Source organism: Kluyvera sp. 1366 (assembly GCF_054823405.1).
This window is the reverse complement of the sequence record NZ_JBTRDW010000006.1, coordinates 386,140-402,371: the sequence shown is the minus strand read 5'-3', so window position 1 is coordinate 402,371 and position 16,232 is coordinate 386,140. Positions and strand designations below refer to the sequence as shown.

Genomic DNA, 16,232 nt, shown 5'->3' with positions numbered 1-16,232 from the left:
TATGCTACCCGTCTGAATCGGTCCTGAATGGAGAAGATTATGGATCACCGTTTACTCGAAATCGTTGCTTGCCCGGTATGCAACGGAAAACTCTATTTCAACAAAGAGCAGCAAGAGCTGATCTGTAAACCGGATGGCCTGGCTTACCCGGTACGTGACGGTATTCCAGTGCTGCTGGAAGTGGAAGCGCGTACGCTGTCTGTTGAAGAGATTCATCCATGAGTTTTGTTGCCATTATTCCTGCGCGTTACGCTTCAACGCGTCTGCCCGGCAAACCGCTGGTGGATATTCAGGGTAAACCGATGGTGCTGCACGTTATGGAACGCGCCCGTGAATCGGGTGCCGATCGCGTGATTGTCGCCACCGATCATCCGGATGTGGCAGCGGCGGTAACGGCGGCCGGCGGCGAAGTGTGCATGACGCGGGTCGATCATCAGTCCGGCACTGAGCGTTTGGCCGAAGTGATCGAAAAGTATCAGTTTGCCGACGACACGATCATCGTTAACGTGCAGGGCGACGAGCCGATGATCCCGGCGGAGATTGTACGTCAGGTAGCAGGTAATCTGGCGCAATCTGAAGCCGGGATGGCAACGCTGGCGGTGCCGATCACCGATGCAGAAGAAGCCTTTAACCCGAACGCGGTGAAAGTGGTGATGGACGCCAAAGGTTATGCGCTCTACTTCTCACGCGCCACCATTCCCTGGGATCGCGAGCGTTATGCGCGTTCGCGCGAGCAGATTGGCGACACGCTGCTCCGCCACATTGGCATCTACGCCTATCGCGCCGGTTTCATCCGTCGCTACATCGCGTGGGAACCTTGCCCGCTGGAGCTCATTGAGTTGCTCGAACAGCTGCGCGTGCTGTGGTACGGTGAAAAGATTCACGTCGCGGTGGCAAAAACTATCCCAAGTGTTGGGGTGGATACGCCGGAAGACCTTGAGCGGGTTCGTCTCGCTATGCAGGGTTAATCTCCGACCGGCCAGCGGCTCTCGCTGGCCTGAAAGTTTGATCTGGCGCTAAGCTTTGCGCCGCCATCACCTCCAGCATATTCCAGCCCTTTGACGTCGGAGGATATTGCATGGAACAGCTCCGTTCAGAACTCGCGTTGGTGCTTGGTGAAAGCATCAGTCGTCTCGAAACCATTAGCGAGCAGGCGCACACGCGGCTGTATGCGCTTTACGATAACGCCGGTAAACCGATGCCGCTGGTGGCAAAGTATTTTCGTCATCAGGGACGCGCTGCGCTGGAAGCTAAAAAACTGACCATGCTCGGCCATGATGGCTTGATCGCCGTGCCTGCCGTGTTTGGTCTGGTGCTTAGCCAGCAAAAGCCGGTACATGAAATGTTGCTGATGGCACGCTTTAACGGTGTTTCTGCGGAAGCTCCGGCCCGCAGCGCAGCACGCTGGGAACAGCTGTGCGAACAGATCGTCGAAGGCGTGCTGGCGTGGCATCGTATCGACAGCCATGGCTTAGTCGGCAGCGTGGACAGCGTGCAGGAAAATAACTGGCCCGCATGGTATCGCCAGCGAGTGGATGTGTTGTGGTCAACGCTGGGTTATTTGTCACCGCCGTTTTTTACACTGGAAGATCGTCAGATTCTGTTTCGCAGCCGTCAGCTATTACCGCGTCTGTTCAACGGATTTGACGATCCCTGCGTATTGATGCACGGCAACCTGCGCTTAGCCAGTATGTTAAAAGATGCGCACAGCGATCAGCTTATTGCCATGATGCAGCCAGGCAACATTCTCTGGGCACCGCGCGAATACGATCTGATGCGCCTGGCGGATAGCGGCGCAGAAGCGTCACTGCTGCAGCACTATCTGCAGCGGGCGCCCGTGGCGGAAGGTTTTCTCTGGCGGCGCTGGTTGTATCAGCTGTGGGATTGCGTCGACACGTTGGTCAGCAGCGGACAGTTTGACCGTCCGCGCTTCGATCACGCCCGCGCGCAATTACTCCCCTGGCTGGGTTGAGGTGAGATAGTCACCGCGCAGCTTCTGCCAGGTTTGTCCCAGCGTTTCATAGATCGCACGCTCACTGTGTGCTAGCCACAGCGGTGACGGAATAACGCGTTCCCACCAGTTTAGCGGCGAGGTCACCGCCAACTGATTTGCCGGTGCGGCCAGCGGATTCATGCCGGCACTTTGAAAGAAATGCATGGCACGCGGCAGATGGTTGGCGGAAGTCACCAGTAAGAACGGGTGTTCACCAATCGTCTGTTTCACCGCGCGAGCTTCGCCAATCGTATCTCTTGGTTGATCCAACTGAATAATCGCTGCTGATGGCACGCCCAGACTTTCCGCCACTTCGGCCGCCACGCTGGCGCTGCTGCGTGGGTTTTCGCCGGCTGCTGCGCCCGTAAAGATCATTTTGGCCTGCGGATAGCGCCGCCACTGACGCACGCCTTCGGCCACGCGCGGCAGACTGTTATTAATCAAGTTGGAACTCGGTGCCCAATTCGGATTGAAGGTATAGCCGCCGCCGAGCACCACGATATAATCGACCGGCTCGTTACCGTTCCAGGTGGGATAATGATTTTCCAGCGGTGACAGCAGGCGATCGGCAACCGGCTGCAGGCTCAAAATCAGTAGCAGCAGCCAGCTGCAAGAGATGAGGATTTTGCCGCTTTTTTGCCAGCGGCTGAACCAGAGCAGCAAAAGTCCTGCCGCCATCAGTAATAACAGCAGCGGCAAGGGAAGCAACATCCCGCCAATGACTTTTTTAAATGCGAAAAACATCGAATATGGCCTCTTTTGTCCAAAAAAACAGCTGCCAGACGGTTACTGCGGCATGAAAGGTTCATTCTTGTTGAGCCTGTGACAAAATAGCACAAGTTGAATGCAGCAAAGCGGAGCCATCATCATGCAGGATCGTAACTTTGACGATCTGGCGGACAAATTCTCACAGAACATTTATGGCACGCGCAAAGGGCAAGTGCGCCAGGCGATTGTCTGGGACGAACTGGAAGCTCTGTTACCGACATTGCCTGCCGGATCCTTGAAGGTGCTGGATGCCGGCGGCGGCGTGGGACAAGTCTCAAGCGGGCTGGCGGCGCGCGGTCATCAGGTTGTGCTGTGCGATCTCTCTGCTGAGATGCTGAAGCTGGCGGAAGCCCATGCGCTTGCCGCGGGTGTGAGCCACAACATGCAATTCAAACAAATTAGCGCCCAGCAGGTGGGCGAACATTTGGATACGCAGGTTGATCTGGTATTGTTTCACGCGGTGTTGGAATGGGTCGCGCATCCGGAAGAGGTGCTGCAAGCGTTGTGGCACACGCTCAAGCCCGGCGGCGTGCTGTCGTTGATGTTTTACAACGCGCACGGCTTAACCTTCCGCACCCTGACGCTTGGCAACTTCGGCTATATGCGCGCCAATATGAGCAAACGTAAAAAGCGCACGCTGTCGCCCGATTTCCCGCGCGATCCGGATGATGTGACGCGTTGGCTGACAAACTGCGGATTTGAAATTGAACGGCGTGCGGGCATTCGCGTCTTCTGTGATTACATGAAGCCGCAACCCGGCGCAGGGAAGAGCGTTGAGGAAATCATTGAGATGGAACGGCGTTTCTGTCGCCAGGAGCCCTTTTTAAGCTTAGGGCGCTATATCCACGTGACCGCGCGCAAACCCAGCCAGAAGGATCAATTATGAGCGAATTTTCCCAGACGGTCCCCGAATTGGTGGCATGGGCGCGCAAGAACGATTTTTCGCTTGCGCTGCCGGTAGAACGTCTGGCCTTTTTGCTGGCCATCGCCACCTTAAACGGTGAGCGCATGGACGGTGAGATGAGTGAAGGCGAGCTGATTGACGCGTTTCGTCACGTTAGCAAAGCATTCGAACAAACCCACGAAACTGTGCATGTCCGTGCCAATAACGCCATCAATGACATGGTGCGTCAGCGCTTGCTGAACCGCTTTACCAGCGAGCTGACGGAAGGGCACGCCATCTATCGCCTGACGCCACTCGCCATCGGCATTACCGACTATTACATCCGCCAGCGCGAGTTCTCCACGCTGCGCCTGTCGATGCAGCTGTCGATTGTGGCGCAGGAGTTGAAACGCGCCGCGGATGCCGCCGAAGAGGACGGTGATGAATTCCACTGGCATCGTAACGTGTTTGCGCCGCTGAAATATTCGGTGGCGGAAATCTTCGATAGCATCGACATGACGCAGCGTCTGATGGATGAGCAGCAGCAAGCGGTGAAAACCGATATTGCCGATCTGCTTAACAAAGACTGGCGCGCGGCGATCTCCAGCTGTGAAATGTTGCTGTCGGAAACGTCCGGTACGCTGCGTGAACTGCAGGATACGCTGGAGGCGGCCGGCGATAAGCTGCAGGCCAACCTGCTGCGCATCCAGGATGCGACGCTGAGCAGCCCGGATCTGGGCTTTGTCGATAAGCTGGTGTTTGACCTACAAAACAAGCTCGATCGCATCATCAGCTGGGGCCAGCAGGCTATCGATCTGTGGATCGGCTACGACCGCCATGTACACAAGTTTATTCGTACCGCCATCGACATGGATAAGAACCGCGTGTTTGCTCAGCGTTTACGCCTGTCGGTGCAAAACTATTTCGATCAGCCGTGGGCGCTGACCTACGCCAATGCCGATCGTCTCTACGATATGCGCGATGAAGAGATGACGCTGCGTAATGACGAGGTGATGGGCGAGCTGCCGCCGGAAATGGAATACGAAGAGTTTAATGAGATTCGCGAGCAGCTGGCCGCGATGATCGAAGAGGCGCTGCAGATTTATAAGCAGGAGCAGAAGCCGCTCCATCTGGCCACGGTGATGCGCGACTATCTGTCGCAGTATCCGCGCGCGCGCCACTTTGATCTGGCGCGTATCGTCATCGATCAAGCGGTGCGACTCGGCGTGGCCGAAGCTGATTTAGCCGGTCTGCCTGCGCAATGGCAGGCCATTAATGATTACGGAGCCAAGGTGCAGGCACATGTCATCGACAAATATTGAACAAGTGATGCCAGTCAAACTGGCATTGGCTCTGGCAAACCCGATTTTCCCGGCGCTCGATAGCCAGTTACGCGCGGGTCGCCACATTGGCATTGAAGAGCTGGATAATCACGCCTTCCTGATGGATTACCAGGAATATCTCGAAGAGTTTTACGCGCGCTACAACGTTGAGCTGATCCGCGCGCCGGAAGGCTTCTTCTATCTGCGTCCGCGTTCAACCACTTTGATTCCACGCTCGGTGTTGTCCGAGCTGGATATGATGGTGGGCAAAATTCTTTGCTATCTCTATCTCAGCCCGGAACGTCTGGCGAATGAGGGGATTTTTACCCAGCAAGAGCTGTACGACGAACTGCTGTCGCTGGCCGATGAGAGCAAACTGCTCAAGCTGGTCAATCAGCGTTCCACCGGTTCCGATCTTGACCGCGCCAAGCTGCAGGAAAAAATGCGCGCGTCGCTGAGTCGCCTGCGCCGTCTCGGCATGGTGTGGTTTATGGGCAACGACAGCAGCAAATTCCGCATCACCGAATCAGTGTTCCGCTTTGGCGCCGACGTGCGCAGCGGTGACGATGCGCGTGAAGCGCAGCTGCGCCTGATACGTGACGGTGAAGCGATGACGCTGGAAAGTGCGCCGGCTGCGACTGAGAACGATGAAGCAGATAACGATATTGACGCTGAAAGCGACGCGAGTGATAACGCGGAGGATGAACAAGCATGATTGAACGCGGTAAATTTCGTTCGCTAACGCTGATCAACTGGAACGGCTTCTTTGCCCGTACTTTTGATCTTGATGAACTGGTCACCACGCTTTCGGGCGGTAACGGTGCGGGTAAATCCACCACCATGGCCGCCTTCGTGACGGCGATGATCCCTGACTTAACCTTGCTGCACTTCCGTAACACCACCGAAGCCGGTGCAACTTCCGGTTCGCGTGATAAAGGTTTGCACGGCAAGCTACGCGCCGGCGTCTGTTATTCGGTGCTGGATGTGGTCAACTCACGCCATCAACGCGTGATTGTTGGCGTACGTCTGCAGCAGGTAGCGGGACGCGATAAAAAGGTCGATATCAAACCATTCAGTATTCACGGCTTGCCGAGCGATTCACAGGCGACCGATATGCTGACCGAAATCCTTAATAACCGCCAGGCGCGCGTGTTGCCGCTGACGGAAGTAAAGGAGCGCGTGGAAGCACAGGAAGGCGTGCAATTCAAACAGTACAACTCGGTCACCGATTACCATGCGGTGCTGTTCGAGCTCGGTGTGGTGCCGCGTCGTCTGCGTAACGCCAGCGATCGCAGTAAGTTCTATCGCCTGATTGAAGCTTCGCTGTACGGCGGTATCTCCAGCGCTATCACCCGTTCACTGCGCGATTACCTGCTGCCAGAAAACGGCGGTGTGCGTAAAGCCTTCCAGGATATGGAAGCCGCGCTGCGGGAAAACCGCATGACGCTGGAAGCGATTCGCGTCACCCAATCCGATCGCGACCTGTTTAAGCATCTGATCTCGGAAGCTACCAACTACGTTTCCGCCGACTACATGCGCCACGCCAACGAGCGTCGTATTCACCTCGACGGCGCGCTGCAGCTGCGTAATGAGCTGTTTACCAGCCGCAACCAGCTGATTTCCGAGCAGTATCGCCACATTGAAATGGCGCGCGAGTTGGCCGAGCACAGCGGTGCTGAGAGCGATCTGGAAAGCGATTATCAGGGCGCTAGCGACCATCTGAATCTGGTGCAAACCGCCATGCGCCAGCAGGAAAAAATCGAGCGTTATGATGCCGATCTGGAAGAGCTGACCTATCGCCTCGAAGAGCAGAACGAAGTGGTTGCCGAAGCGCGCGAAGTGCAGGAAGAGAATGAAGCACGTGCCGAAGCAGCTGAGGTGGAAGTCGATGAGCTGAAAAGCCAACTCGCCGATTTCCAGCAGGCGCTCGACGTGCAACAGACGCGGGCAATCCAGTATCAGCAAGCCTTGCAGGCGTTGGAAAAGGCGCGTACGCAGTGTCAGCTGCCTGATTTAACTATCGATAACGCGGCCGAATGGCAGGAAACCTTCCAGGCGCGTGAAGAAGAAGCCACCGAGCGCCTGCTGCGTCTGGAACAGAAACTGAGCGTCGCCGAAGCGGCACACAGCCAGTTTGAGCAAGCGTTAGCGTTAGTTACCAGCATCGCCGGTGACGTCAGTCGTCAGGATGCGTGGCAAGTGGGGCGCGAATTACTGCGCGACGCTGGCAATCAGCGCCACCAGGCCGAACAGCTTTCCTCGCTGCGTCTGCGCCTCAATGAATTAGAAACCCGTCTGCGTGAGCAGCATGATGCTGAGCGTTTGCTGGCGGATTTCTGCAAACGTCAGGGCCAGCAATACGATGCGGATGCGCTGGAAGGCTTGCAGCGTGAACTCGAAGCGCAGATTGAGCAACTGAATAGCAGCGTTGCCGATGCCGGTGAACGCCGCATGTTGATGCGTCAGGAGCTGGAGCAGCTGCGTGAACGCATCACTGCGCTGACCGCGCGTGCGCCACACTGGCTGGCGGCGCAGGAAATCCTGACGCAGCTGAGCGAGCAAACCGGTCAGGAGCTGACCAGCAGCCAGCAAATCACCGAATTTATGCAGCAACTGCTGGAGCGCGAGCGTGAAACCACGGTTGAGCGCGACGAGCTGGCCGCGCGTAAGCGCGAAGTTGAACAGCAGATTGAACGTCTGAGCCAACCGGGCGGTGCGGAAGATGCGCGCCTGACGCAGCTGGCGGAACGTTTTGGCGGCGTGCTGCTGTCGGAAATTTATGATGACGTTACGCTGGATGACGCACCGTACTTCTCGGCGCTATACGGTCCATCGCGCCACGCCATCGTAGTGCCAGATCTGTCGCTGGTGCGCGACCTGCTCGACGGTTTAGACGAGTGCCCGGAAGATCTCTATCTGATTGAAGGCGATCCGCAAGCCTTTGACGACAGCGTATTTAGCGTCGAAGAGCTGGAAAAAGCGGTGGTGGTGAAAGTGGCTGAGCGTCAGTGGCGCTACTCCCGCTTCCCGAAAGTGCCGCTGTTTGGTCGCGCGGCGCGTGAAAACCAGCTTGAGTTGCTGAACAACGAACGTGAACAGCTGGCTGAACGTTATGCCACGCTGTCGTTTGATGTACAGAAAACTCAGCGTCTGCATCAATCCTTCAGCCGCTTCATCGGTAGCCATTTAGCGGTGGCGTTTGATGAAGATCCGGAAGCGCAGATTCGTCAGCTTAACAGCCGTCGTGGCGAGCTGGAGCGGGCGCTGGCGCAGCACGAGAATGACAATCAGCAGCAGCGCGCGCAGTTTGAGCAGGCAAAAGAGGGCGTCAGCCAGCTGAACCGCCTGTTGCCGCGCGTAAATCTGCTGCTCGACGACACGCTTGGCGATCGCTGTGAAGAGATCCGCGAGCGCGTCGAAGAAGCACAGGAAGCCGCGCGCTTCCTGCATCAGCACGGCAGCAAACTCAGCAAGCTGGAGCCGCTGATTGCGGTACTGCAAAGCGATCCGCAGCAGCACGAACAGCTGCAGCGCGACTATCAGCAGGCACAGCAGCAGCAGCGTGATGCGCGTCAGCAAGCCTTTGCGCTGACCGAAGTGGTGCAGCGCCGCGCGCACTTCAGCTATGAAAGTTCGGCTGGTATGTTGGGTGGCAACAGCGATCTCAACGAGCAGTTGCGTCAGCGTCTGGAGCAGGCGGAAGGCGAGCGCAGCCGCGCACGCGAACGTCTGCGTGGACATCAGGCGCAGCTGACGCAGTATTCGCAGGTGCTGGCATCGCTAAAAAGTTCATACGATGCCAAACGCGACATGCTGAAAGAGTTGCAGCAAGAGATGCAGGATATCGGCGTGCATGCCGATGCCAGTGCAGAGGAGCGCGCGCGCATTCGTCGTGATGAGCTGTATAGCGCGCTGAGCCACAATCGTGCGCGTCGCAACCAGCTGGAAAAACAGATCACCTTCTGTGAAGCCGAAATGGACAGCCTGCAGAAAAAACTGCGCAAGCTGGAACGCGATTATCATCAGATTCGTGAGCAGGTGGTCAGCGCGAAAGCGGGCTGGTGCACGGTGTTGCGTCTGGTGAAAGAGAATGGCGTTGAGCGTCGTCTGCATCGTCGCGAGCTGGCCTATCTCAGCGGCGATGAGCTGCGTTCGATGTCGGATAAGGCGCTGGGTGCGCTGCGTCTGGCGGTGGCGGATAACGAACATCTGCGCGATGTGCTGCGTATGTCTGAAGATCCAAAACGTCCGGAGCGTAAGATTCAGTTCTTTATCGCGGTGTATCAGCATCTGCGCGAACGTATTCGGCAGGACATTATTCGTACCGACGATCCGGTTGAAGCCATCGAGCAGATGGAGATTGAGCTGAATCGTCTGACCGAAGAGCTGACGGCGCGTGAACAGACGCTGGCAATCAGCTCACGCAGTGCGGCGAACATCATTCGTAAAACCATCCAGCGCGAGCAAAACCGTATTCGCCAGCTGAACCAGGGGTTGCAGGCGGTGAGCTTTGGTCAGGTGCGCAGCGTGCGCCTCAACGTGAACGTGCGTGAAGCGCACTCAACGCTGCTGGATACGCTGTCGGAAGAGCATGAACAGCATCAGGATCTGTTTACCAGCAACCGCTTAACCTTCTCGGAAGCGCTGGCGAAACTCTATCAGCGCCTGAATCCGCAGATCGATATGGGCCAGCGCACGCCGCAAACCATCGGTGAAGAACTGCTCGACTACCGCAACTATCTTGAGATGGAAGTGGAAGTGAACCGTGGCACTGACGGCTGGCTGCGTGCAGAAAGTGGGGCGCTCTCTACCGGTGAAGCGATCGGTACCGGGATGTCGATTCTGGTGATGGTGGTACAGAGCTGGGAAGAGGAATCACGTCGTCTGCGTGGCAAAGATATTTCGCCGTGTCGTCTGCTGTTCCTTGATGAAGCGGCACGTCTTGATGCGCGTTCGATCGCCACACTGTTTGAGCTGTGCGAACGTCTGGAGATGCAGCTGATCATCGCCGCGCCAGAGAACATCAGCCCAGAAAAAGGCACCACCTACAAACTGGTGCGTAAAATGTTCAATAACACCGAACATGTGCATGTGGTTGGGCTGCGCGGCTTCTCGGCAGATCCTGCACCGAGCAAGGATCAAAGTCCTAAGGTCGGTCTTGAATATGAGAATTCATAGCGCTTAATCTGGTTAAAAAACAGCACTACGTTTAATCTGTATGCGGCATCTGCACTGAGAGGCAGATGCCGTTTTTTATTCGTATACTCAACATTATGAGTATGGCTGTACATGGCGATCACAGGGCGCTATGTCATTGGTGAGAAGGGGGCAGGGATGTTGCTAAACAATAAGAGCAAAATGAGTCGTGCTGCAGTAGCACTCGGTTTGTCACTGGTACTATCGCCGCTGGCTGTGAGCCATGCGGCCATCACCTCCACGCTACCCAATTCAACGCACCACAGTTCGATGTCGGTTGCTGCCAGCCAGCAGCAGATTCAGCAGGCGTTCAGCGCCACTGAACAACCTTTCTATTTGCCCGGTTTAGCCGGTATTTATGCGTCGCGCGATATGGCTCCGCTATGGCAAGACCCGCAAGCGGTGCAGGCTTTCCAGCAGCAATTGGCGGAAGTGGCGCTCTCTGGCGTGCAGCCGCAATTCACCCGCTGGGTTGAGCGTCTGACCAATCCGAACATCAAAGGCCTGGCGCGCGACATCGTGCTCAGTGATGCGATGCTTGGCTATCTGCAGTTTGTTGCCAATGTGCCGACACAGGGCGAAACCTGGCTCTACAGCAATGTGCCTTACAAGCTGACCATGCCATCTCTGGCGGCCATCAATCAATGGCAAAATGCGGTGAACGGCGGCGGCAGCCGGACTTTTGTGGTCTCGTTGCAACCGCAGCATCCGCAATATGCGCCGATGCATAATGCGCTGAAAACGCTACTCACCGACGATCGCCCGTGGCCACAGCTGCGTGATACCGTTACGCTACGCCCAGGGCAGATCAGTAATGATGTGCCTGCGCTGCGTGAGATTCTGCAACGCACCGGCATGTTGACCGCCAGCCATAGTACTACGCCAACGCCGGCGGAAGACGCGGTGCCAACTGCGCCGGTTCCGGTGAGCCAAAGCAATCAGCCGGTGGCGGTGAGCCCGTCTGCGGCAAACTTTGATGATATTGATGCGGCTCCGGCACTCGCTGCGACGCCTGAAGTGGCCAATAATGTGGCTGCCAATCCTACAGCAACCGGACCCAACGTGTATGACGCTGCGCTGGTGGAGGGCGTTAAACGCTTCCAGCACTGGCAGGGATTGGCCGATGACGGCGCGATTGGTCCACGTACCCGTGAATGGCTGAATGTGCCGCCGCAGATGCGTGCTTCGCTGCTGGCGCTCAACATACAGCGCCTGCGTCTGCTGCCGGATGATATGCATAACGGCATCATGGTGAACATTCCCAACTATTCGCTGACCTACTACAACAACGGCGCCACCATTTTGTCATCACGCGTGATTGTGGGTCGTCCTGACCGCAAAACGCCGCTGATGCGTAGCGCGCTGAATAATGTGGTGCTCAATCCACCGTGGAACGTGCCAACCACGCTGGTGCGCCAGGATATTGTGCCGAAGGTGAAACAGGATCCGACTTATCTGTATAAGCACGGTTATACGCTGTTGTCGGGCTGGAGTGCGGATGCGGAAGTGATCGATCCTTCGATGATTGACTGGCGTATGGTGTCGGCCGCGAGCTTCCCGTATCGCATTCGACAGGCGCCGGGCGCAACCAACTCACTGGGTCGCTACAAATTCAACATGCCGAGTTCGGATGCGATTTATCTGCACGATACGCCGAACCATAACCTGTTCCAGCGCGATATTCGTGCGCTCAGTTCGGGCTGTGTGCGCGTGAATAAAGCCTCAGAACTGGCCGATCTGCTGTTGCAGGATGTGGGCTGGAACGACGGCCGTATCTCAGACACCTTGAAAGAGGGAAATACCCGTTACGTGCCGATTCGCCATCGTATTCCTGTGAACCTTTACTATTTAACCGCATGGGTCGCAGATGACGGCCAGCCGCAATATCGTACAGATATTTACAATTATGATAATCCCGCCCGTTCCGGTAGTCAGGTACTGCACAAAGCCGGTCAGTTGTTACTCTAGTAATTGATTTGGCTGTTTTCTCTTCACATGAATTTAACCAAGACCAGTCTCGAAAATTTGATTTTGAGCTGGTTTTGGTCTTCTGCAACATATTCTGGGTTGACTGAGTCTTAGGCGGACGTTAATGTTCGGCCTTGTGTACTTTTCGCACATATTTTATCCGCTTTAGATTAGGTAACCTCGCTTCATGGCTAATATTGATTCTCAACGTCGTCGATTACTCTTGATTGGAGGCGCAGCAGCAGGATTATCACTGCTTCCTGGCTCCGCTCTGGCTTCGCTTTCCACCGCCCGCCCACGAGTATTGACGCTTAGTAACCTTCACACCGGTGAAACCCTTAAAACAGAGTTTTTTAACGGTAAGCGTTATGACAAGGATGAGTTAGCCCGCTTAAATCACTTCTTCCGTGATTACCGCGCCAATCAGGTGAAGACCATCGATCCCCATCTTTTTGACCAGCTTTACCGCCTGCAAACATTGCTGGATACGCGTAAGCCGGTGCAGTTGATCTCGGGTTACCGCACCTTAGCCACCAACACCATGCTGCGTGAATCGGGCCCGGGCGTGGCGAAAAAAAGCTATCACACTAAAGGACAAGCGATGGATTTCCACATTGAGGGAATTTCGTTGAGCAATGTTCGCAAAGCGGCGTTATCTATGCGCGCCGGTGGTGTAGGATATTACCCGCGCAGCAACTTCGTACACATAGATACCGGGCCCGCAAGGCACTGGTCCTGATACCGGCAGCGCTGCGTGTGTCGGTCATGGAGCGCTATGAACTACCAAATTATTCCGGTTACGGCTTTTTCCCAAAACTGTTCAGTTATATGGGATGACGAAACCCAACAAGCCGCACTGGTCGATCCCGGCGGCGATGCGGAAACCATCAAAGCCGTGCTGGCAGAACGTGGTTTATCGCCATCTCAGATCCTGCTCACGCATGGACATCTTGATCATGTTGGTGCCGCTGCCGAGCTAGCGGCACATTATCAGGTGCCCATTGTCGGTCCGCATCCGCTCGATGCTTTCTGGTTAGATAATCTGCCCACACAAAGCCGCATGTTCGGTTTGCCCGAGTGCGCGCCGCTCACGCCCGATCGCTGGCTGGAAGAGGGTGAAACTGTGCAGGTTGGCAATGTCACGCTGGAAGTGCTGCTTTGTCCGGGCCATACGCCGGGACATATTGTGTTCTTCGATCGCGTTGGGCGTCTTCTGATTTCGGGAGATGTGATTTTCAACGGTGGCGTTGGACGCACCGATTTCCCGCAGGGCAGCCACAGCGACCTGATCGATGCGATTGAAACCAAGCTGTTGCCGCTAGGCGATGATGTGACTTTCGTGCCGGGTCACGGGCCTATCTCAACGCTAGGCCGCGAACGCATCAGCAATCCGTTCCTGCAAGAATAAAAAAATGGGCCCTTTTGGCCCATTTGTCGTTATTTACCGCCTGATTTATAAAACTGCGACAATCGCCTCACACAGCGCCGACATATTATCTGGCGTCATGCCTGCCACGTTAACGCGACCCGAGTTCACCGCATACACGCCAAACTCCTCACGCAGGCGCACTACCTGATCTTTGGTCAGGCCGCTGAATGAGAACATGCCGTTCTGCTTGATGATGAAGCTAAAGTCTTGATTAGCGCCTTTCTCCGCCAGTGTGTTCACAAACAGCTGACGCATGCGCTGGATGCGCTGACGCATATCGGCCAGCTCCTGAATCCAGATGGTGCGCAGCGCGTCATTGCTGAGGATGGTGGCGACGACCGCCGCGCCGTGTGACGGCGGGTTAGAGTAGTTGGCGCGAATGGTGTATTTCACCTGGCTAAACGCAGTTTTCGCCACGTCGCTGCTCGCTGCAACCAGCGTTAATGCACCTACACGCTCATTATACAAACCGAAGTTCTTCGAGTAAGAGCTGGCAACAATCAGTTCCTGATGTGAAGCGGCAAAAATACGCAGCCCTTGCGCATCTTCATCCAGACCGCGAGCAAAGCCCTGATAGGCGAAATCAAACAGCGGCAACCATCCTTTCTCTAGCGACAGTTGCGCCAGATGTTGCCATTGCTCTGCAGACGGATCAACGCCAGTTGGGTTGTGGCAGCAGCCGTGGAACAGCACTACATCGCCTGCTTTGGCTTCCTGCAGCGATGCCACCATGGCGTCGAAATCCAGGCTGTGGCTTGCGGCATCGTAATAATCGTAATCACACACTTCAAGGCCAGCAGCGTTGAAGACATTGTTATGGTTCGGCCAGCTTGGGTTGCTCACCCAAACGCGCTTGACGCTGGTCTGGTTTGCCAGAAAATCTGCCGCTACGCGCAGGGCGCCGGTGCCGCCTGGCGTTTGTGCGGTACATGCGCGACCCGCAGAAATCAGCGCGCTCTCTTTGCCGAACAGCAACTCCTGCGTGCATCGTGCGAAATCCGCCAGACCATCAATGCTCAGGTAGTTCTTGGTGGTTTCATTTTCCAGCAAATACTGCTCAGCTTTTTTAACACTGGTGAGGACCGGCGTTTTACCGGTTTCATCTTTATAAACACCAATGCCAAGATTGATTTTATTCGGCCGGTCATCGGCACGAAAAAGGTCAGCCAGTCCCAGAATAGGATCGGCGGGTGCGGCAGAGATCGATTCAAACATGAGTCAGTTCCGTTTGGGTGAACTTTAGCGAAATGAGCTATCAGGTTAACGTCAGTCGGCACGCTTGCCAACCGCTGATATAAAAAAGAAATATGTCGGTGAGATAAAGTAGAAAAGCTAATTGCGAAGCCGATCACTGAAATGCAAAACGGAGCCCAAGGGCTCCGTTTTTAGGTATTACGCAATGCTAATCGGTTGATTAGAACTGGTAAACCAGGCCAACGCCAACTACGTCGTCGGTGCTCACGCCCTGAGCGCGGGTGTAATCGTTGTCATCCAGCAGGTTGATTTTGTAGTCAACATAGGTAGACATGTTTTTGTTGAAGTAGTAGTAGGTACCCACTTCGATGTATTTAACCAGGTCAGCATCGCCACCCGCGAAGGTTGCACCGTTAGCGGTGTTACCATTCAGCTGCTTGCCTTTAGACTGCAGGTAAGCGATGGATGGACGCAGACCGAAGTCGAACTGGTACTGTGCAACCACTTCGAAGTTCTGAGTTTTGTTAGCAACCTGACGAGCGGTGCTACCGTAAGCAGTGGTGTTACGTGATTCACCGTAGAATGCTGCTAGGTATACGTTGTTCGCGTCATATTTCAGACCGAAACCGTATGCGTCAGCTTTGTCGCCGTTACCATCTGCAATCTGAGCGTTAGTACGGTCAGAAGAGAAGTAAGAACCTACTGCGCTAACACCCATACCGGTGTCATACGCTACAGAAGTACCCCAGCCGTCACCGTTCTGAGCCAGTGGATCACGAGAACCTTCGTTTTTGCCCTGGTACTGCGCTGCGAAGCTCAGACCTTGGACCAGACCGAAGAAGTTGCTGTTACGGTAAGTCGCCAGACCGCTTGAACGACCAATCATGAAGTTGTCGTTGTCTTGATACAGAGTATCGTCACCGAATACTGGCAATTGGTCAGTGTAGGACATTGCGTCATAAATAACGCCGTAGTTACGACCGTAGTCGAATGAACCTGCATCACCAAATTTCAGACCTGCAAAGCCCAGACGGGTTTTGTTGCCATCCTGAGCGTCGCCGCCTTCGGTGTTGTTAGCCTGAATGTTGTATTCCCACTGGCCGTAACCGGTCAGTTGGTCAGTGATCTGAGTTTCACCTTTGAAACCGAAGCGAACATAAGTTTTGTCGCCATCATCGCTAGCGTTATCAGAGAAAGAGTGACGTGCATCGACTTTACCGTACAGGTCCAGCTTGTTGCCGTCTTTATTATAGATTTCTGCTGCGTTTGCTGCGCCGGCAGCTAACAGAGCAGGGATAACCACTGCAAGAATGTTGCGCTTCATCATTTTTTATTACCCTCATTGGAGTTATTTGGACATCTGCCACTGCTGCCAAGAAATCTTTACAGAACCTTGAAAGAAGTTTGATGTCTCCTGTGTCTGCACGCATCTTTCCATCACAGGGTTGCTAATTCTAGCCCGAAGATGATTCAAATCTC

At 55.2% G+C, this 16,232-nt stretch carries 13 protein-coding genes; 10 read left to right on the top strand and 3 right to left on the bottom strand.

The features are described from left to right. Positions 1–39: 39 nt before the first annotated feature. The 3 genes from ACVLVH_RS16110 (at position 40) to ACVLVH_RS16100 (ending at position 1,972) form a co-directional block, all read left to right on the top strand. Entirely contained in the window at positions 40–222 is a 183-nt protein-coding gene (locus ACVLVH_RS16110; protein WP_007887424.1) for a Trm112 family protein, read from the top strand. Further along, entirely contained in the window at positions 219–968 is a 750-nt protein-coding gene (gene kdsB, locus ACVLVH_RS16105) for a 3-deoxy-manno-octulosonate cytidylyltransferase (protein ID WP_192413858.1), read from the top strand. The genes ACVLVH_RS16110 and kdsB overlap by 4 nt, the downstream gene beginning before the upstream one ends. A gap of 110 nt (positions 969–1,078) precedes the next feature. Continuing rightward, on the top strand, positions 1,079–1,972 hold the full coding sequence (locus tag ACVLVH_RS16100) for a YcbJ family phosphotransferase (protein WP_101760952.1): 894 nt from the start codon (positions 1,079–1,081) through the stop codon (positions 1,970–1,972). Here the strand turns inward: ACVLVH_RS16100 and elyC are convergent. Next, positions 1,952–2,737 (bottom strand): envelope biogenesis factor ElyC, encoded by a 786-nt coding sequence (gene elyC, locus ACVLVH_RS16095; RefSeq protein ID WP_192413856.1) that lies wholly within the window; start codon positions 2,735–2,737, stop codon positions 1,952–1,954. The two genes, ACVLVH_RS16100 and elyC, sit on opposite strands and share 21 nt — an antisense overlap. Before the next feature lie 124 nt (positions 2,738–2,861). Between elyC and cmoM the strand changes: the two genes are divergently transcribed. The 7 genes from cmoM (at position 2,862) to ACVLVH_RS16060 (ending at position 13,538) form a co-directional block, all read left to right on the top strand. After that, complete coding sequence (cmoM, locus tag ACVLVH_RS16090) at positions 2,862–3,647, top strand: tRNA uridine 5-oxyacetic acid(34) methyltransferase CmoM (protein WP_101760950.1); 786 nt, start codon at positions 2,862–2,864, stop codon at positions 3,645–3,647. Beyond that, positions 3,644–4,966: a chromosome partition protein MukF gene (gene mukF / locus ACVLVH_RS16085; protein ID WP_192413854.1), complete on the top strand. Its 1,323-nt coding sequence runs from the start codon at positions 3,644–3,646 to the stop codon at positions 4,964–4,966. The genes cmoM and mukF overlap by 4 nt, the downstream gene beginning before the upstream one ends. Next, positions 4,947–5,681, top strand: coding sequence for a chromosome partition protein MukE (gene mukE / locus ACVLVH_RS16080; protein ID WP_101760949.1), 735 nt, complete (start codon positions 4,947–4,949; stop codon positions 5,679–5,681). The genes mukF and mukE overlap by 20 nt, the downstream gene beginning before the upstream one ends. Next, positions 5,678–10,144 (top strand): chromosome partition protein MukB, encoded by a 4,467-nt coding sequence (gene mukB, locus ACVLVH_RS16075; protein WP_192413852.1) that lies wholly within the window; start codon positions 5,678–5,680, stop codon positions 10,142–10,144. The genes mukE and mukB overlap by 4 nt, the downstream gene beginning before the upstream one ends. 156 nt (positions 10,145–10,300) lie before the next feature. Then, entirely contained in the window at positions 10,301–12,130 is a 1,830-nt protein-coding gene (gene ldtD / locus ACVLVH_RS16070; protein ID WP_101760947.1) for a L,D-transpeptidase, read from the top strand. Between the two features lie 187 nt (positions 12,131–12,317). Further along, a complete protein-coding gene (gene mepK / locus ACVLVH_RS16065; protein WP_101760946.1) occupies positions 12,318–12,869 on the top strand; it encodes a peptidoglycan L,D-endopeptidase MepK in 552 nt (183 codons plus the stop codon). Between the two features lie 36 nt (positions 12,870–12,905). Further along, positions 12,906–13,538: an MBL fold metallo-hydrolase gene (locus tag ACVLVH_RS16060; RefSeq protein ID WP_192413850.1), complete on the top strand. Its 633-nt coding sequence runs from the start codon at positions 12,906–12,908 to the stop codon at positions 13,536–13,538. A gap of 45 nt (positions 13,539–13,583) precedes the next feature. Here ACVLVH_RS16060 and ACVLVH_RS16055 read toward each other — a convergent pair whose 3' ends face one another. Beyond that, positions 13,584–14,774: an amino acid aminotransferase gene (locus ACVLVH_RS16055; protein WP_498949718.1), complete on the bottom strand. Its 1,191-nt coding sequence runs from the start codon at positions 14,772–14,774 to the stop codon at positions 13,584–13,586. Between the two features lie 199 nt (positions 14,775–14,973). Continuing rightward, entirely contained in the window at positions 14,974–16,080 is a 1,107-nt protein-coding gene (gene ompC, locus ACVLVH_RS16050) for a porin OmpC (RefSeq protein WP_110865853.1), read from the bottom strand. Positions 16,081–16,232 lie beyond the last annotated feature (152 nt).

Excerpts from the sequence above, each read along its gene's own strand:
- ACVLVH_RS16110 (WP_007887424.1), top strand. The coding sequence starts at position 40 with ATGGATCACCGTTTACTCGAAATCGTTGCTTGCCCGGTATGCAACGGA.
- kdsB (WP_192413858.1), top strand. The coding sequence starts at position 219 with ATGAGTTTTGTTGCCATTATTCCTGCGCGTTACGCTTCAACGCGTCTG.
- ACVLVH_RS16100 (WP_101760952.1), top strand. The coding sequence starts at position 1,079 with ATGGAACAGCTCCGTTCAGAACTCGCGTTGGTGCTTGGTGAAAGCATC.
- elyC (WP_192413856.1), bottom strand. The coding sequence starts at position 2,737 with ATGTTTTTCGCATTTAAAAAAGTCATTGGCGGGATGTTGCTTCCCTTG.
- cmoM (WP_101760950.1), top strand. The coding sequence starts at position 2,862 with ATGCAGGATCGTAACTTTGACGATCTGGCGGACAAATTCTCACAGAAC.
- mukF (WP_192413854.1), top strand. The coding sequence starts at position 3,644 with ATGAGCGAATTTTCCCAGACGGTCCCCGAATTGGTGGCATGGGCGCGC.
- mukE (WP_101760949.1), top strand. The coding sequence starts at position 4,947 with ATGTCATCGACAAATATTGAACAAGTGATGCCAGTCAAACTGGCATTG.
- mukB (WP_192413852.1), top strand. The coding sequence starts at position 5,678 with ATGATTGAACGCGGTAAATTTCGTTCGCTAACGCTGATCAACTGGAAC.
- ldtD (WP_101760947.1), top strand. The coding sequence starts at position 10,301 with ATGTTGCTAAACAATAAGAGCAAAATGAGTCGTGCTGCAGTAGCACTC.
- mepK (WP_101760946.1), top strand. The coding sequence starts at position 12,318 with ATGGCTAATATTGATTCTCAACGTCGTCGATTACTCTTGATTGGAGGC.
- ACVLVH_RS16060 (WP_192413850.1), top strand. The coding sequence starts at position 12,906 with ATGAACTACCAAATTATTCCGGTTACGGCTTTTTCCCAAAACTGTTCA.
- ACVLVH_RS16055 (WP_498949718.1), bottom strand. The coding sequence starts at position 14,774 with ATGTTTGAATCGATCTCTGCCGCACCCGCCGATCCTATTCTGGGACTG.
- ompC (WP_110865853.1), bottom strand. The coding sequence starts at position 16,080 with ATGATGAAGCGCAACATTCTTGCAGTGGTTATCCCTGCTCTGTTAGCT.